At 39.1% G+C, this 18,123-nt stretch carries 10 protein-coding genes and 2 pseudogenes; 4 read left to right on the top strand and 8 right to left on the bottom strand.

From position 1 onward, the window contains the following. Positions 1–233: 233 nt before the first annotated feature. From RMY64_RS35025 to RMY64_RS35015, 3 genes are all read left to right on the top strand, one after another. A complete protein-coding gene (locus RMY64_RS35025) occupies positions 234–2,228 on the top strand; it encodes a glycosyltransferase (RefSeq protein ID WP_322702492.1) in 1,995 nt (664 codons plus the stop codon). 73 nt (positions 2,229–2,301) lie between these two features. Beyond that, positions 2,302–3,015: a PIG-L deacetylase family protein gene (locus RMY64_RS35020; RefSeq protein WP_322688041.1), complete on the top strand. Its 714-nt coding sequence runs from the start codon at positions 2,302–2,304 to the stop codon at positions 3,013–3,015. Between the two features lie 73 nt (positions 3,016–3,088). Then, positions 3,089–3,415 carry an STAS domain-containing protein gene (locus tag RMY64_RS35015; protein WP_322672423.1) on the top strand — a complete coding sequence of 109 codons (327 nt, stop codon included), beginning with the start codon at positions 3,089–3,091 and terminating at the stop codon, positions 3,413–3,415. 42 nt (positions 3,416–3,457) lie between these two features. Here RMY64_RS35015 and RMY64_RS35010 read toward each other — a convergent pair whose 3' ends face one another. Further along, a complete protein-coding gene (locus RMY64_RS35010) occupies positions 3,458–4,645 on the bottom strand; it encodes a SpoIIE family protein phosphatase (protein ID WP_322672424.1) in 1,188 nt (395 codons plus the stop codon). Positions 4,646–4,795: 150 nt separating this feature from the next. Between RMY64_RS35010 and RMY64_RS35005 the strand changes: the two genes are divergently transcribed. Continuing rightward, a complete protein-coding gene (locus tag RMY64_RS35005) occupies positions 4,796–5,224 on the top strand; it encodes an anti-sigma regulatory factor (protein ID WP_322686752.1) in 429 nt (142 codons plus the stop codon). 20 nt (positions 5,225–5,244) lie between these two features. Here the strand turns inward: RMY64_RS35005 and RMY64_RS35000 are convergent. From RMY64_RS35000 to RMY64_RS34975, 7 genes and pseudogenes are all read right to left on the bottom strand, one after another. Next, positions 5,245–6,918, bottom strand: a pseudogene (locus RMY64_RS35000) (ATP-binding protein); the annotation flags it as partial. Between the two features lie 45 nt (positions 6,919–6,963). Continuing rightward, positions 6,964–7,245: pseudogene (locus tag RMY64_RS36985) on the bottom strand (PAS domain-containing protein); the annotation flags it as partial. 458 nt (positions 7,246–7,703) lie between these two features. After that, entirely contained in the window at positions 7,704–8,228 is a 525-nt protein-coding gene (locus RMY64_RS34995; protein ID WP_322702490.1) for a Rab family GTPase, read from the bottom strand. Positions 8,229–8,278: 50 nt separating this feature from the next. Further along, a complete protein-coding gene (locus tag RMY64_RS34990) occupies positions 8,279–10,459 on the bottom strand; it encodes an OmpA family protein (RefSeq protein WP_322702489.1) in 2,181 nt (726 codons plus the stop codon). Positions 10,460–10,584: 125 nt separating this feature from the next. Then, positions 10,585–11,220 carry a hypothetical protein gene (locus RMY64_RS34985; RefSeq protein ID WP_322672429.1) on the bottom strand — a complete coding sequence of 212 codons (636 nt, stop codon included), beginning with the start codon at positions 11,218–11,220 and terminating at the stop codon, positions 10,585–10,587. 231 nt (positions 11,221–11,451) lie between these two features. Then, on the bottom strand, positions 11,452–16,143 hold the full coding sequence (locus RMY64_RS34980; RefSeq protein ID WP_322702488.1) for a response regulator: 4,692 nt from the start codon (positions 16,141–16,143) through the stop codon (positions 11,452–11,454). 228 nt (positions 16,144–16,371) lie between these two features. Then, complete coding sequence (locus RMY64_RS34975; RefSeq protein WP_322672431.1) at positions 16,372–17,721, bottom strand: hypothetical protein; 1,350 nt, start codon at positions 17,719–17,721, stop codon at positions 16,372–16,374. Positions 17,722–18,123: the final 402 nt, after the last annotated feature.

The following is an 18,123-nucleotide window of genomic DNA, read 5'->3' as shown; positions in this document are numbered from 1 at the left end:
CCCCAGTCCCTAGTCCCTACGATTAATTCAGAAATCAAATCAGATTGCTATATAAGTCCTAGTAATTCAAAATCCTTGTAGAGATGTAGCAATGCTACGTCTCTACATCTAGATTTGTAGCTCAATTCAGCAACGCTAATTTTGGATCGAGCGAGAAAATTTGTTAGTCGCAAATTTAACTAGGGAATACTTATGTTGATGAGGATGCAGATACATTAACTATTGGTACTAAGATGGCTTCAGTTTCTCTAACAAACTTTCCTGGTAACAGCCGCTCATTACTCAAAAAAAGAACGCTGTTATTTCGTTATTTAGCAGAAATCAATTTAATTTTTGGTATCTGGTATTTGCAATGGCGCGTCACCCATTCGATTAATTTTGATGCCCTCTGGATTTCTATTCCTTTGCTGATAGCCGAGATTTACAGTTATTTCGGTGGCGTCATGTTTGTAATTGGGTTGTGGCGACCTTTAGTCAGACAAATTAAGTCTCTCGACCAGATGACCCCACCTATACCCAGAGCCGACTGGCCAACAGTGGATGTATTTGTAACCTGCTACAATGAGCCGCCGGAAATTGTCGAAAAAACTGCCAAAGCTGCCTTAGCAATCGATTATCCGCCCATCAAGTTACGCGTTTATGTGCTGGATGATGGGAACTCGGCTGAGATGCGAGCGATGACAGAAAGATTGTGTATTGAAGATTTGCAGTCCCCACAATTACAGCTAGAAGCGGAACGGATTGATGCAGAACATGCTGGATTGTTAGAGCGTTTGAAGCAACTGGAAAATCTGACACCTAATACTCAAGCTGCCGAAGAATGGCTGCAAACATCATCAGAATCAGTGGTGAACCAGCCTGCGGTTGGATTTGTGCAAAGTTTGCGATCGCTGATTCTTTGGCTACCTTCGACTCATCAAAGTATTAGCGATTCTCTGACAAAGACGCTACGCGATCGCCTCATTATTGAACGGAAAGCTTTAGAAGAAGCTATTTATAAAAAAGAACTAGAACTAGTTGATCTGGCTCGTTTTCGTTACATTGCTCGTCCGAAGACGCCTGGTGTTGCACATCATGCCAAAGCAGGCAACATCAATTATGCAATTTTTTCTGGAGAAACGTCAGGAAATTTTATTGTTACTCTAGATGCTGACCACATTCCCAAGCGAAATTTTCTCAAGCGAGTTCTGCCTTATTTCTACACCTATAATCTTTTAAACGGAAAATACGACCAGAATCAAATTGCTTTTGTACAGACCCGCCAGGATTTTTACAATATTCCTCCAGGCGATCCTTTTGGACATCGAGCAAATTTATTTTATGGGCCACTTCAACAAGGCAAAGATGGCATGAATGCTGCGTTTTATACGGGTACAAATGCGATTCTCAGACGTGAGGCATTAGTTAGTGTAGGACTGCAAAATTTTGCTGATGATTTTGCTAAAGATGAAAAACGTTTAGATGAATTTGATTTAGTTGGTGGGGTATCGAGTAATAGCATTACGGAAGATATGAATACAGCCATGCGTCTGCATAGTGCTGGCTGGAAATCTATTTACCATAATGAACTTTTGGCAGAAGGTTTAGCACCAGACGATCTCAGTTCTACTCTAAAACAGCGGTTACGCTGGGCACAAGGAACTATCCAAGTGCTAGTGAGGGAAAATCCACTGACAAAATCAGGGCTAACGTTTTGGCAAAGGTTGCAATATTTCAAGACGATGTATAGTTATTTCTCTGGTTTTGCAACTTTGGTTTTTATTTCTTGTCCAATTATCTATTTTTTTACGGACATTGTTCCAGTTAGAAGCTACGGATCTGACTTTGCCATACACTTTTTCCCAGCTTTTATTATTAACCGTCTGACTTTCCTTACAGCTACTTGGGGCATTCCAGCTAGAGAAGTATGGCGTTCTGAACAATATGCGATCGCTTTATTCCCCTTATTAATCCAAGCTGTATGGAGTGTGTTCACAGGACAAAAACTCAATTTTCAAGTCACACCTAAGCAGCGACAATCCGGGATTTATCTCCGGCTTGTTTGGCCGCAGTTGGTTGTTTTTATCCTTACCATTTTGGGGATGTTATGGAGCCTTTACCAATTCGCTATTGGCCATTTAAATAATCCTGATGTTCACCTGCTCAATAGTGCATGGGCTATTTATAATTTATTACTTTTGTGGGCGATCGTCCGCGCATCTGTTTGGCAGCCTCCAAAAGAGGTTTAAACGGTAAGTATGAGGAGTGAGCAGAAGGAAGAATGACTAGTGACTTATAAATCCAGCCTAGAAAAAAACAGCTATGAACACTCATTCAGACTCAAAAAATTTTGGTCAGCGAACTGTCTTAACAATTTATGCTCATGCTGATGATGAAGTTCTACCTGCTGCTGGTACTCTCAGTCTGATGTCCAAAGCAGGATGGAATGTTCGTTGCTTAATTTTGACTGATGGTGGTCTTTCTAGTTCGCCTGTTAAGGGTACACGTCATCAAGAAGCAGATGCAGCTGGCAAAATCATCGGTGCAACTTACGAGTTTCATGCACTTGAGGAGTGCAATTTCTCCACACAAGTAGTGATTAAAGTTACTGAAGAAGCTCTTGGGCGTTGGCAACCGGATCTGATTATTACTCACGCACCACAACCTGAAAAATATGGGCATAGAGATCATGAAGTGTGTGCGATCGCAGTTTCTAATGTTGCTACCCGCAAAAATATACCCTTGTGGTATTCAGCACCACCTGTTTTTTTGCGAGGTTTTGAACCCAACTTTTTTGTGGATATCACCTCTGTAATTGAGGAAAAAGTTGCAGCGATCGGTTGTTATGAATCAGAGTTAAATAAAGCATTTATGCAACTTGATGCCATACTTGTTCTGTCTCGCTTCTGGGCACGTGAGTTAGGTCAAAAAGACGGCTATTTTGAAGCTTTTGAAATTTCTCGGCAATGGGTTGATGCTAGCTTTTTTATGGCAATCGCAAATAATAGTCATCAAAAAGTATTAAAACAAAACTAATTGTAGATTTTCTCTATTGCAGTTTGCCTTAATTCAATGCCAAAATATAACTACATAATAAGGTAACCAAACCATGAATTTGAGTGTGAAAGTCCTAGAAATATCGGGAATTTTAGATGGTATTAGAGGTAACGAACTACGTCGCGAAGTTAGCGGTATGCTGGCAAATGGCGCTGATATTTTGTTAATCGATATGAAAGAAGTAAAGTTTATTGATAGCTCTGGTTTAGGTGCTTTAGTATCAGCAATGCAAATGGTACGAGCTGCTAAAGCTAAACTATTTGTTTGTTCGATCAGCGATCAAGTCAGGATGTTATTTGAACTGACGAAAATGGATAGAATTTTTCAAACTTTTGCTGATAAAGATGACTTTTATCGTCAAGTATTAGCAACACAATAAGCTGTGAAGCAATCCAAATTTAAGTATGTATAGCTGACTATTTTAACCAAAGTTAACTTTTACTAAAGATAAGTCATCATCAAGATTATCTTGAGTACTTAAGGTGAGAATCTTTGTTAAGAGTTGATTGAGGTTGCAGGTATTTCCAGTAGATTTACTTAATAAGTCAATGAATGCATCGATTCCCCAAATTTTACCATCTGGCTGATTAATTTCATAAGCACCATCACTAAAAATGTATAAAGTGCTGTTTTCTTCAACCTGAAAAACAGCATCCTCAAATTTAACTTCAGGCAAAAAACCAATTGGTAAATCTAAAGAAGTTAGCTGTTTAACTTCAATATTGTTTGTGGAGGTATTAGATAACAGTAAAGCTGGGGGATGTCCGGCGTTGGCATAAACGAGTTGACGTTTCAGGCGGTGATAAACTCCATACCAGATTGTAAAGTATTTATCACCGTGCTTACTCATTTGGAAAGCATGATTGAGAGCTTTTAGGACTTCACTTGGTTGACAAAAGTTAGTGTTTGGTAGAGATTGCGATCGCAAAACATTCTGTACGGATACCGATAGGAGGGCAGAACCCACCCCATGACCAGATACATCTAACAAATAAATTGCCAAATGATCCTCGTCAATCCAATAATGGTCGAAGCAATCGCCTCCTAGCTGCGCTGAGGGAATAAACAGATTTTCTGTAGTTACTGCTCCTACAAGCGGTGAGGGTAAAAGCGATCGCACATAATCAGCGGCCTCAGCCAATTCTGCTTCCAAAATTTGCTTTTGAGTTTGCAAATCCTGATTTAGTGTCTCCAAAGCTTGCTTTTGACTTTGTAAATCCTGATTTAGCTGGTGTAACCTTAGTCCTGCTCTTACCCGTGCTTTCAATTCATTCATCTCTATTGGTTTGGAAATAAACTCATCTGCTCCAGCATCAAGTCCCCTAACTCTATCTTCCTCCTCTCCTCGAGCTGCTCCCCTAGCTGTCAGTAGAATAAAAAAAGTAGTTGCCAACTCTGGATCTGTTCTAATTCGACGGCACACTTCTAACCCATCTACCTGTGACATCATCCAATCACAGATAATCAGGGCAGGATGTAGTAGTTGTGCTTGGATAATTCCTTCTTCACCATTGCTAGCTACAGTAGTCTCATAACCCTGCCTTTGGAGTGTGCTTTTCAGTACTGCTCGCACTGTCGGGTCATCATCAATAACCAAAATTTTAAACATAAATTACAGTTTACTAAGTAAAATAATTGGTAAATAGTTGCTTTAATTTAAGTTATATGCAATTTGGTTTTTAATGTATAGTAAAAATACTCAAATTAAATAATCTAATTAACGAATATGATGATTTCACGATATTTTATTAGTTAAGAAGTGAATAATAAAATTTATCTCAAAGTCAACACAGACCTGACAGTTTCACCTCAAGTTTTGTCTTGGTTCGAGCAGATGAATCAACCACCTATTCTCGATAAAGAAATTTGGTGGCAATGTCAAACGCTGATGATGGAAGGCTTTACTAACATTGTCGAACATGCCCACAAAAACTTACCTATTGAAACTCCAATTGAGATGGAAGCTGTGCGGTTAGATGAATACATAGAAATTCGCATCTGGTCTCAAGGCGAACCATTTGACTTAGAACAGCAATTGCGCCAAACATCTGAATTTGAGGATAACAATCGAGAGCGCGGCCGGGGTTTAAAAATTATGTCCGCCATTGCCGACAAATTGAGTTATGAGCCGACAGTAGATAATCGTTACTGTTTATTTATTAGTAAATCTTATAAAAAATGTCTATGATTGCAGTAGGGAGATCGTGACTACTGACTGATGATTAAAAACTCTTGGATACGTTTAATAAAATCTTCTAACTCTACAATTAAGTTAATAGTACCTCGACGCTCTTGATTGCTCGCTAATTGTTCTAGTTTTTCTGCTGCCAGATACATAGTTGTAACTCCCATATTGGCACTAGAACCTTTAATTTGATGGACTTGGAGCGCTATTTGCTCAAAGTCATAATCTGCGATCGCTATTTTAATGACTTCTAGACGAGGTTGAATATCTTCAACAAATATTTGTAGTAGTTCTAATTCAAATTCTGGGTTATTTTCTGAAAGTTGATGCAATCGTTCCCAATCAATTGGGAGTTCAACTGAACCAACATTTGTTGTCGAAACTGTCTGCTTTGTGGCAGCTGTTTCTTTTGCCTTGAATATTACATTTCCCCAATACTCTAACGTCGCGGCCAAAGTTTCTTTCATCACCGGTTTGCTCAAATAGTCGTCCATTCCAGCATCTAAACACATTTGTTTGTCTTGTTTCATTGCATTAGCTGTCATTGCAATTACTACAGGACGACGACCACTAGCAAAGCTGCTTTCTTGCCAACGATGAATTTGTTTTGTGGTTTCTAAACCGTCGAGAATCGGCATTTGACAATCCATCAGAATTAAATCATAAGGAATCTTTTCTAATAGTTGCAACGCTTCTTTTCCATTATTAGCAACATCAGCACTATAGCCTATATTTTTGAGTTGCTTCAAGGCTATTTTCTGATTCACTAGATTATCTTCAGTTAAAAGAATTCTTAATTTATATAAATCAGGAGACGGGGAAGAAGGGGACGCAAAGACGCTCTTATGCGGAGATAATAAGAATAATTTCTGACTTTTGAGAGCCAGTTGCTCCATATGTGAAGACTCGATCGCTTTTGGGATCTCTTGTTGGGAGAAGACCACACTGGCTCCTGCTGACTCCTCTGGAATAACAGAAGCGGCAATCGTAAAGTAAAATGTACTACCTGCATTAAATTCACTTTCAACCCAAATTCTGCCACCCATTAACTCGCACAGTTGCTTACAGATAGCAAGACCTAAGCCAGTACCGCCATACTGTCGAGTAATGGAGGAGTTAACTTGACTGAAAGCTTTAAATAAACGCTCTAAGCGATCGCGTGGAATTCCAATGCCTGTATCTTTAATACTAAACTGAATTTCGTCAGGATTTGCAGCAGAAGAATGATTGATATCGCTATTATTGCGGATTATAACTGAAACTTCTATACTTCCAGTTTCGGTAAATTTAATCGCATTACTGATTAAATTAATCAAGACTTGGCGCAGTCTGGTGATATCTCCCACAATCATAGTAGGAAGTTGAGGACTATCTAAAAATGTGAGTTTTAAACCTTTTTCTCTAGCTGTAGGTGCAAGTAAATAAAAAGCCTCATGAATGCAATTTCGCAAAGCAAAAGGTTCCTCTTCGAGTTCTAAGTTACCCGATTGGATTTTGGAGAAGTCAAGGAAATCGTTAATAATTTTGAGTAAGGAATTTCCACTGGTGTAAATGGTTTCAACAAAATCTTGCTGTTCAGCAGTCAATTCAGTATATTGCAACAAACCGGCCATACCAATTACCGATGCGATCGGAGTCCGAACTTCATGGCTAATCATTGCTAAGAATTCCTGTTTAGCAAGTTCTGCCTGCTTTCGTTCAGTCATATCTCGCAAAATGTAAACATAACCTTGAAAATGTTCAATTTGTGTCTTGACAATTGAGGATGAAAAAGCTACGGGAATTGTTTTACCACTTTTGGTATAACAAACGGTTTCTACTTCTTTTACTAAAAAATTTATGTCTTGACTGTGAGATATATCAATATCATCAATTATCAATGGATATTTATTGGCTTCTTCAATAACTTTTGCGATCGGTTGACCGATGAGTTCTATTTCGTTGTATTGCAATAAGATTTGTGCGGCATAATTCATTTTTTTGATCTCGCCTGATAGCGTTGTCACTAACAAGGCATCCGCCATTGATGTCACAATTTGGTCAATGTATTGTTTAGAAGCCTTTAAGTTACGTAATAAAAGATTTGCTTCATTTGCACCTTGAAATAAAGATTGTTCAAGCACCATCCGTTCTGTCGCATCTTCGACAACAATGGTTAGTCGATTCCTAGAATGGTCTTCTTGGAGATTATTAGTAATACAAATGTCAATATATAAAGGAGAAGATGTATCTTGCGATCGCATAATTCCTTTTAATTCAAAATTATCTTCTTCTCCCTGGAGAATTGCATCAAAAACATCTTCCAGTCCCTCTAATTCTGGAAACACAATCCGAACATCCTGACCTAGCTTTACTTCATTAGGAAGTTCGGCAAAATGATTTAATCCCAAAGACATCTCTAGAATTTTGAAGTTTTCATCAATTATCAAATATTCAATGCCACATACAGCTAATAGGTTTGTAAAAAATGAATTCATCTTAATTAAATTAAACGAGTGGCTAAAGCTTGAAATATTTTATCAACATTATTACCAGTTTTAGCTGAGGTTACATAAGTGTTTAATATATTAGCTTGATTAGTAAATTGATGCATTTCCCGAATTTTTTCTAAATATTCGGCTGCAATCATATCTGATTTGTTCAGTGCAACAACAATATAGCTGTTAGGATTAACAGCTAAAAAAGTTTGAATATGCTCTTGGATATGATTGAGGGTTTCTGCTTGTGTCACATCACCGACTATCACAGCACCTTTAGAACCTTGAAAATAATTTTTAGCAACTGCTTTAAACTTATTACTACCTTCAATATCCCAAATTATTAACTGTAAATTTGGTTCAACAAGTAGCTCTTGTTTTGAAACAGTAACCAATTTACGAGAGATTTTTACTCCTACAGTTGAAAGGTATTCATCACTAAACTGACACTCTACAAATTGCCGAATCAGACTAGTTTTACCAACACCAAAGTCACCAAATAAGCATACTTTTTTAGAGATTGTAGACATAATTTAAGGAAAGTAGAGAATGTTTTATCAAAATCATAACTACTATAAACTTAAAATTGCTTGTTTATCGCTTCTAGAGCGACACAACGACTTAACCACAAAGGTTGAGTTTCATCAATTCCTGGTGGTAAATTTGTCCTACCAATGACCTGTAGGCGAGATGGCTTGATGCCTAATTTAATCAGTGCTTGTTGTACAGCCTTTGCTCGCGCCAGTGCCAATTTTTGAGATTTGTTCGCGCCAGTACGGTCACTATAACCAATGATTTTTAAATGCTTATTTGGGTGCTGTTCTAGGAAAAACTTGACCTGTTGAACCTTGTACGCTAAATCTGCTCTCATTAAATTAGCTGAGTTGGGTTGAAAGTAAAATCGAACTTCAATCTGTGGGGGTTCTACTCGCACCGCACTAGACACAGATTTTACGCCGGGAATTTGCGCAAATGCATTCGCAATAATCTGAGCATCTGCAATTTGGTTGACAGTTCCTTCAACAGCTACTTTACCAGCGATATATTGAGAGGAAATTGCTATATCGTTAGTCTGATTTAAAACTGCTGTAACTCGTTTGACTTCAGCAGCAGCTAATACGGGATCTGCTGGTACTTCTACTAATAAAATTTGATTGTCAATCAACCAATTAGGAGAAGTGATTTTGACAGTTTGCTCGGCTTTCTGGCGAAGAAGTTGATTAGGTAATTGTCCTGTTAGTTTTATTTTGTTGTGTTCTACTTGTACAGTGAGCCGATATACGGCTAGTTCTGGAACAGAAGTTAGAGCCAACAAAGTTTGATTTTCAATGGAATGTATAAATGCACTACGGTATTGCCAAATACCCCAAGGAATGAAAATGGTACTTATAACTGTTAAGACTAATATTTGTAGTGGCGAGATTTTCGCTTTCTTTTTATCCTGAATATCTGAATTTTTTAGCTTTTCTAGAAGTGTATGAATTTCAATAGGAATTAAATCAGGATCGCCGTCAAATTTTTCAATTAGATTACCATAACTTTTAACAATTTTGCTGAAGGCTTGCCGCATTTTCCAAATAAAGTTTTTGCTTGGCTCTCCTCGTATAACAATCGCTAAATAACAGTATCCTGCAACTTCTAAAATTATTTTGGATGTTCCATATTCAATTGCATCTAATTCTGTTATGCTTCCAGATTGATTGATGCAATCATTGGCAAAGCTACGAATTGCTGTCAGCATTCCTGCTACCATTTCAGCCTCTAGCTGCTCTACATGAGAGTGCTGAATATCTGAGATAACTAAACCAGATGTTTTATGAATCAAGAAAATGGCTTGAATTGTAAATGGCAGAGCTTCTTTAAGAATTAATTCTGCTTCCGAAACTCCCTGTAGCTTGGCACGAATTTTACGTTTAACGCCTTCAATACTAAGGGTTTCTTCAACTTGTCGGTTAATGGCACGGATTGTCTCTCCCATATATTTGGCTATAGTACTACCAATAATTGGGTAGAGTGCATCCACGACAATATTCTGTTCAATTTCAATTTGCTTTTTTATAGCTCGTCCCATTGCCGGAGCGATCGCATCTGAAACTTCTTCTGGAGCTATAATAATTTGCTGGGAAATAGCTAGAGGAATTACAGGTGCGATCGCTGTACTCATACTAACTTTATTTTGTTCAGTGCGACTGCGGATAGTCTCATCAATGATCGGAGCGATTATTTGAACAATTTCCTCTCTTGACTCTGTAATCTTCAGCTTTAAAAGTTCAGAAATCCACGGTAGTAATAGATTTATTAACTCTTTAGGGTCATAAATTTGATGCTCTATTTTTGTTAATTTTTGTTCCAACTTATCGGTAATATTGTTTATTTCTGTTAGTTCATATCCGACTAATATCTCCCGTAATTTTTGCAATGCATCTTCTGAGTTGTCTAATTTTTCCTCAAATTCTGTAAATATTTCAATAGATTCTTCTAATTCTTCTTGATTAGTTTGTGAGTAATTAGATATATCTTGAGGAAAATTAAAATCCGATTCTAAATAAGCTTCACATACTTCTAATGTCACTGGAGGAAGTTGCAGCAATTCAATTTCTTCTGGAATATACTCATTACTATTATCAGTTTCTGATAGTAATAAAGGAGATTGCTCAGGGGATTCGATAATTTTGAGATCGATAAGCAAATGCAGCAAATTGTCAAGCTGCACAGCTGTTTCTGACTTCAACTCAACAGATTGAGAAACCGAATTTTCCACCTGAGTTATCCTTTTTAGAGTGCTGAGTTAGAGGTTGTGAGTTAGAGGTTATGAGTTTGGAGTCATTATCTCCTTCATATCTCTTTACTTTCTGACTTGATTATGAATTTAATTCTGCTGTACTGTTAGAGTGAGTTAACACTTACTTTTGATAACTTTGTAGTTTCTAAAAGCGGTACAGCAGTATATTCATCGCTGCGTTCATTGGCTGCTTCTCGCAATTTAGGAATAAATTCAGTTTCTTTCAGACGCATTCCCAAGGCAAACAAAGTTTCAGCCATATCGTCTTTAGAAACTTTCGTGTCTGTCAGCTGTGAGAAGCGCCGATCTATTTCTTCTAAAATCAGATCCCGTAATGCCGTAACATCATCTTGTAATTGGACTTTAGTTTGAAAGATTTCATCTCGAATCGAGGTAGTTTGGCTATCTAAGGTTTCATCAAGCGACTGAACGCTGCTAGAGAACTTTTTATTAAGTCTATCAACCTGTTGCCGTAAGTCAAGAGTTTCTTCTTGAGTTGCGAGGTTCAGTGATTTCAGCTTTTTATCCAGCGACTCAAATCCCGCTTTTAGTTCGGCCGAAAAGTTAGACTTGAGTTGCTCAACATGCAATCGTGTCTGTTGTTGCAGGAGAGATACATCTGACTCCAGCTTGCTAAATCGATTTTCGTACTCTCTTAGCTGGGTTCCAAGAATAATATCGCGGATCTGATCGATATTACCAAGTCTTTCTCGTACATCGTCTCTACTCATCTGACTCATTAGGAAAACCTCACTTTTTGGGAATCAATTGGGAATAATAGATAGATGATGTATTTAACTGATATTTAGGCTAAAAATTCTTAGCTTATGATGCAGCTAACTCACCGAATATACTTTGTTATTATTCCCAATCGGTTAGAATTTCTATCTTTAAAATAGAAAATTAATAATGAGGAATGTAAAATAAGTATTTTTCATAAGTTACTCAGAAAAAGCGATCCAGTGAATTTATTAAGAAATATTATTATTTAAGGTTGTGGCGTTACTATCTTGACAATTCAAAAAATCTTGGATGCGTTTAATAAAGTCTTCTAACTCTACGATTAAGTTACTAGAACCTCGACGCTCTTGGTTATGAGCTAGTTGTTCTAGTTTTTCTGCTGCCAGATGCATGATTGTAATTCCCATATTGGCACTAGAACCTTTAATTTGATGACCTTGGAGTATTATTTGCTCAAAGTCATGAGCTGCGATCGCTATTTTAATTAACTCTAGACGGGGTTGAATATCCTCAACAAATATTTGCAGTAGTTCCAATTCAAATTCTGGGTTGTTTTCTGAGAGTTGGTGCAAACGTTCCCAATCAATTGGGAGGTTAACTGCACCGACATCTGTTGTCGAAACTGTTTGTTCTATGGCAGTTGTTTCTTTTGCCTCGAATATCACATTTCCCCAACGCTCTAGTGCTGCCGCCAATTTTTCTTTGATTACTGGCTTGCTCAAATAGTCATCCATTCCGGCATCTAGACACATTTGTTGGTCTTGTCTCATGGCATTAGCTGTCATTGCAATTACCACAGGACGATAACCACTAGCAAAGCTGTTTTCTTGCCAACGATGGATTTCTTTTGTGGTTTCTAAACCATCGAGAACTGGCATTTGGCAATCCATCAGAATTAAATCGTAGGGAATTTTTTCTAATAGTTGCAAAACTTCTTTCCCATTACCAGCAACATCAGCACTATAACCCAGACTTTGAAGTTGTTTCAAAGCAACTTTCTGATTCACCAAATTATCTTCAGCTAAGAGAATTCTTAATTTGTGGTAGTTAGGAGAATAATAGTTGCGGTTGTTTTCAGAATTTTTAAGTTTGAAATCCTGAATTATGACTTCTGTCTCCTCTTCTGGCTGCGTTCCTAAAATAGTCATCATGGTATCGAGGAGTCGGGACGGCTTAATCGGTTTGACTAAATAAGCCGCAAATCCTATTTTTAGCGCTCGTTGGATTTCATCGCGTTGATTAGTAGAGGTAAGCATAATTAAAGGTAGCCCAGCGATCGCTGAATTTGCTTTAATTTGTTCTCCTAAAGTCATGCCATCTATTTTTGGCATCTGCATATCAATCACAGCTATGTCATAGAAATTTTTTTGCTTGGCGGCTTCTTGAATAGCTTTGAGGGCAGTAGTAGCCGAGGCTGCTTGATCCACCAGCATTCCCCAACGAGTAGCTTGATGGTAGATAATTTTGCGATTAGTAGCATTATCATCCACCACTAACAAGCGGCGATTGAGCAAAAGTTCGCGTTCGCCTTCTAAAGAAATAGGGTCGAGTTGCTTGGCGAGAGTTACTTCAAACCAAAACTTAGATCCTTTCCCCAAGCGACTTTCTACGCCCATTTCTCCTCCCATCAAGCTTACCAGTTGCTTACAGATGGCTAATCCCAAACCTGTACCGCCATATTTGCGGGTGGTGGAAGCATCTACTTGGGTAAATGGCTTAAAGAGTTTGGATTGATCTTCAGGGGTAATGCCAAGACCGGTATCTACGATCGCAAAATAGATAGTAGCTGTAGTCAAGGAAAGCGATCGCAATTCTGCTCGTAATACTACCTCACCCTTGCTGGTGAACTTGATTGCATTGCTAATCAGGTTCATGAGAATTTGTCGCAAGCGGCCGGCATCGCCTTGGAGGTGGGTGGGGACGTTGCTGTAAATTAATCCTGCAATTTCTAATCCCTTATCATGGGCTGAGGGAGCCAATAATTCCAATACTTCTTCTACACAGGTAGATAAGTCAAAATCTAGAGTTTCTAGTGCCATTTCCCCAGCCTCTAGTTTGGAAAGATCCAAAATTTCGTTGATTAGGCTTAAGAGAGCATCGCCACTAATACGAATTGTCTCCATAAAATCTCGCTGCTCGGAATTTAGGGGAGTTTCTAACATTAAGCTTGTCATCCCCAGGACAGCATTCATGGGAGTCCGAATTTCATGACTCATGTTGGCCAAAAAGGCACTTTTGGTTTGAGAGGCTAATTCAGCTTGGTGACGAGCAATTTCGAGTTCTCGTCGTTGTTGAGTTTCTGCATCTAACATTTGGGCTTGGGCTAAGGCAATACCTACTTGATCGGCTATTTGGCGTAAAAGATGAGTTTCAAAGCTAGACCATTGGCGGGAACTGCCGCACTGATGGACAATCAGCAAACCGCAGAGTTCTTCTTTGACAAGAATGGGTATGACTAAATTACACTGGACTCCAAATTGTTGCAGTAATTCGAGATGATTTTTTTGGACTTCAGCTATATCCAAGTCAGCAAGTCCCAGATTCGGTTTTTGACGGTACTGTTGTAGATAGTACTGCTGGATGTATTCGGCTTGAAAGTAAGCATTGACTAGCTGTTTCTCTTTAATTGCTAGCCAGCCAGAAATTACTGCCTCAACCACGGTAGCTCCAGAGCCATCAGCCAAAGGCTGATAAATCAAAACTCGATCGCTATGGAGAATTTTTTGAACCTCGGTGACAGTAATTTGGAGAATTTCTTTGATTTGCAAAGACTGACGAATTTTGAGGGTAATTTCAGTAAATAGTTGCGATCGCAAGTTTTGGCGTTGGAGTTGTTCTTCTGCCTGCTTGCGCTCAATAAACTGCCCTACTTGCTCGCCAATCAAATTCATGACTTTTGCCAAATCTGGGTCAGCTTGCTGGATTTTATGGCTAAAGCAGGTAATCACACCGATGATTTTTTTACCACTACAGATCGGAAAACCGAAAGCTCCGTGCAGTTCTGCTTCGGCAGCGATTTGAGAGCGGATAAAATTCCGATCTTTAACGACATCAGCGATCCAAACAGGTTCAAGACTAGCCCAGACACGGCCAGGCAGCCCAATTCCTGGTGCAAATGTAATCAGCCGACTGAGGATGTCAAACTCTTGCATCTCAAAGGAGATTTTATACCATGAATTTAGCAAAGACAGTAGATTTGCTCGCCCATCTACTATCCAAAATTCACTAAAATCCCATCCCAAACTTTCGCAAATTCCTTGCAAGATTTGGGGCATGGCTTCGTTGATTGTGGCTGACTCTGCTAAGATCCGGGTTGTAACATACTCTGCTTTCAAATGCTGTTCAGTTCGTTGGCGTAAGCGAAGTTCTTCAAAGACATCGCTGATGTCAATACCTGTAGCAACAATGTATTCAACGTGCCCCTCATAGTCTTTCAAGGTAGTGTTAGTCCAAGAAATGAGCCGCCGGCTGCCATCCTTAGTTACCCAATAGTTTTCGTATTCTTTGGGCGCTTCACCAGATCGCAACTGCTCAAAAACTGCTTTCACCAGCTCTACCTGTTCGGGAAGTAGAAATAGGTTCCAGAAATGCCTTCCTTTCACCTCATCAAATGAGTAACCAGTAATTTGTTCGCAAGCTTGATTGAAGCGAACGATTTGCCCTTTCGTGTCAAGAACTATTACTAAAGCGCTGGTTGTATTCAGGACTGCTGAGATAAAGTTGCGCTCTTGATTCAGTGTTTCCTCTGTTAATTTCCGCTCTTTTCCTTCACGGTAAATAAAGTAGTAGACTATAGCCAGAATCAAAAAACTTAGACAAATTGCGATCGCCAGTGTCAAAACTGTGTTGTTAGCACTGGCTTTTGCAGCTTGTGACTGTTGTTGAAGCAACCTTCTATCCTGATTTTCTATCTCATGAACGATCTTGCGGATATCATCCATGAGATGTTTTCCTTGATTTGTCTGGATTACCTGCAACGCCGCCTCAAATCCCTGATTTTGACGCAGGTATATAGTCTGCTTAAGTATGGTAAGTTTTGCAGCTATCAGAGATTCAAGAGTTGCGAACTGCTTTTGTTGGTTAGGTTGATCTGCAATTAAATCCTTCAGTTTTACAATTTTGTGATCGATGTTTCCAATTACTGCTTGATAAGGTTCTAGATAACTTTCTTGTCCAGTGAGGATGTAACCGCGTTGTCCAGTCTCAGCATCTTTCATCTCAGACAGTAATTCTTCTAGTTGATTGATTTTCTCTTGGGTTATTTGTACTTGCTTATTCGTATCAATCAATATATGTGTGTTTTGATAAGAAATCACGCCAATCAAAACTAAAACTGCCGATGCTAACCCAAACCCTCCAGCTATCCTTTGAAAAAATTGTTTGCGTGTCTTCTGGGACTGTTTGCGTGTATCACTTGCCAATACCAAACTTGCTAAATTGCGGCGCATTTCTAATTGCTTAATTACCTGGCGACCAATAATTCGTAATGCTTCAACTTGTTCTGGAGAGAGGTTTCTTGGTACACGATCGATTACACAAAGTGTTCCTAGTGCATATCCTTCAGGGTTAGTTAGCGGTACTCCAGCATAAAACCGAATATTTGGGTCAGAGGTGACAAGGGGGTTTGTTGCAAACCTTTCGTCAGCTGTTGCATTAGGTACAACAAAAACTTCAGGTTGCAGAATAGCATGGGCGCAGAATGCCAAATCACGGGGTGTTTGTAGGGCATCCAAACCGACTTTTGACTTGAACCACTGACGATTAGTATCAATTAAGCTGATTAAGGCAATGGGAGTTCCACAAATATATGAGGCTAAACGGGTGAGGTCGTCAAAGGCTGCTTCCGAAGGAGTGTCGAGTATTTTATACTGCAAAAGAGATTCAATTCGCTGTGTTTCGTTATCAGGTAATGGTGCTTTCATTCTCCAGCCTTATACCATTTTGGATTTTAAAAACAGAATTCAGAATGATGAATTCAGAATCCAGGAGTTAGAAATTAGAAGTTAGAAATTAGAAGTTAGAATTAAAAATACTTTAATAGTCAAAGTTTGTAACTTTCAAAAAATCAAAAAATCAAAAATATATAGAGCTTGATTCTATATTCATTCTGAATTATGACTCCTGAATTCTGACTCCTGAATTCTTTTTTGTTAAAATTTGACCCGCAACTGTCCTGTGAAGGAATTACCACCGTAGGCGCTTCCACCGGTTTCTTGATTGCGGACATTACTAAAGCTATAGCCCAAGTCTGCTTCTATACTGGGCGACAGTTTTACCGTACAGCGCGTTTGATAGGTATTGGCGTTGTCAAATTCTCCTTTAAGTCGCTGCCGTCCTAAATTGGCAGCGAGGCGACAGCGTAAGAAATTAGCAATATCTCCTTCCCAAGCTACCTCACCGTTGTAAACTAGGAAATCTGGTGGAGAAAAATAACCGCTTGTGCGTTCTAAATCGCGATCGTAACTCCAAGTAAATAAGTTAGCTGCCAAAGAAAATTGTCCGAACTTGCGCTCTAACCTACTAAAAGATTGCACCTCGGAATTACCATCGTTATAATTACCCAAACGCAATGACGAAAACAAGCTGGTATTACGGTCAATCTGCCAGTATAAATCAGGGCCAAATCGCCAAGCAGTAATTTGATTGTCTAAAGTTCGAGCGTTAGATTTATAAGGCCCTTGTTCTAAATTACCTGATATTATTGCTGCCGATAGCAATCGACCTGATGACGAAACTCGCGGCGACGAAATGGGAGCATCCACTTTAACATTGAGATTGATCGCTGTGGGTAAACGATTGAACACATCGACTCCGGCTGCTGTTTGTAGAGTTAGTTGTCCAATTTTTCCTTGCCATCCAACTTGCAAAGGAAAATTGGTAATTGATTCAACACCGCGTTGCTCAAAGAAGTTAAAACCTGTCTTGAAAAATATTTTATTGCCATTTCTCAATCGAAACTGAGCTGTTGGTTCTAGGAAAAAATTTGTTTGGCCAAAGTTGTCTGTCTCATAGTGATAGTCTGTATCAATACTTTCCAAAACTGCATCCGGCGTTTTTGCTTCAGTGGCAGTTGTTGGCGGACTAGAATTCTGCTGCGGTGGTTCGGGTAGCGATCGCGGACTAGAATTCTGCTGCGGTGGTTCGGGTAGCGATCGCGGGCTAGAATTTTGCTGCGGTGGTTCGGGTAGCGATGGTGGTAATCGCAAATCAGGATTGAAGTTTTCCGGTGCCGCCAGCAAAATAGGTGTTGGTTTTAATCGATAGGGGAGTGGTTTTGAGTATTGTGCTGACTCAGAATTTACTGTGGTGACTTGCTCAGTCAATCCTAAAGGTGATTTCCAGGTCTGATGTGCTTGGGCTGCTTGTAATTTAGCTTCTGATAATATCCAAATACCTACGCTACAGATTACTCCTAATTGAATCTGTAGGCATCCCAAAAGAAATACAGCGTACAAACTATATCGAGAAACAAAGAGATAAGGTCTTAAACTATATACCATCGGTTAATACTATATTTGTAAATGCAAAACTTGCTGCCAAATAGTTTTCTGGCTGCTAGCTGATGTATTCGGGCTGGAATTATGATGCCCATAATCGATGCTTGTTAAGACATAGGAAAGGCAAAAAGCGTAAAGGCATTAATTTGGCGGGATATAGAAGTTCCCAGGTGCATAAAGTACATATCAAAACCCCACCCCCAACGCCTCTCCTTGATGAAAAGAGGGGTTGGGGGTGAGGTTAAGCTGTAGCTGATTCTGATTAGGAAACGCTAGACATCTTGCAAAATTTACTTTTGCAAGATGTTGGGGAAAGATTAAAGGGAAAGGGAAAATTCCATCCTTTCCCCTTTAGCTCGACTTTATCCATTTTTAATTCAATCAAGCAGCGTAAACAGCAATATC

It is taken from the genome of Nostoc sp. DedQUE08, assembly GCF_034530895.1.
Taxonomy (GTDB): Bacteria; Cyanobacteriota; Cyanobacteriia; order Cyanobacteriales; family Nostocaceae; genus Nostoc.
This window is presented reverse-complemented; position numbering and strand designations above follow the sequence as displayed.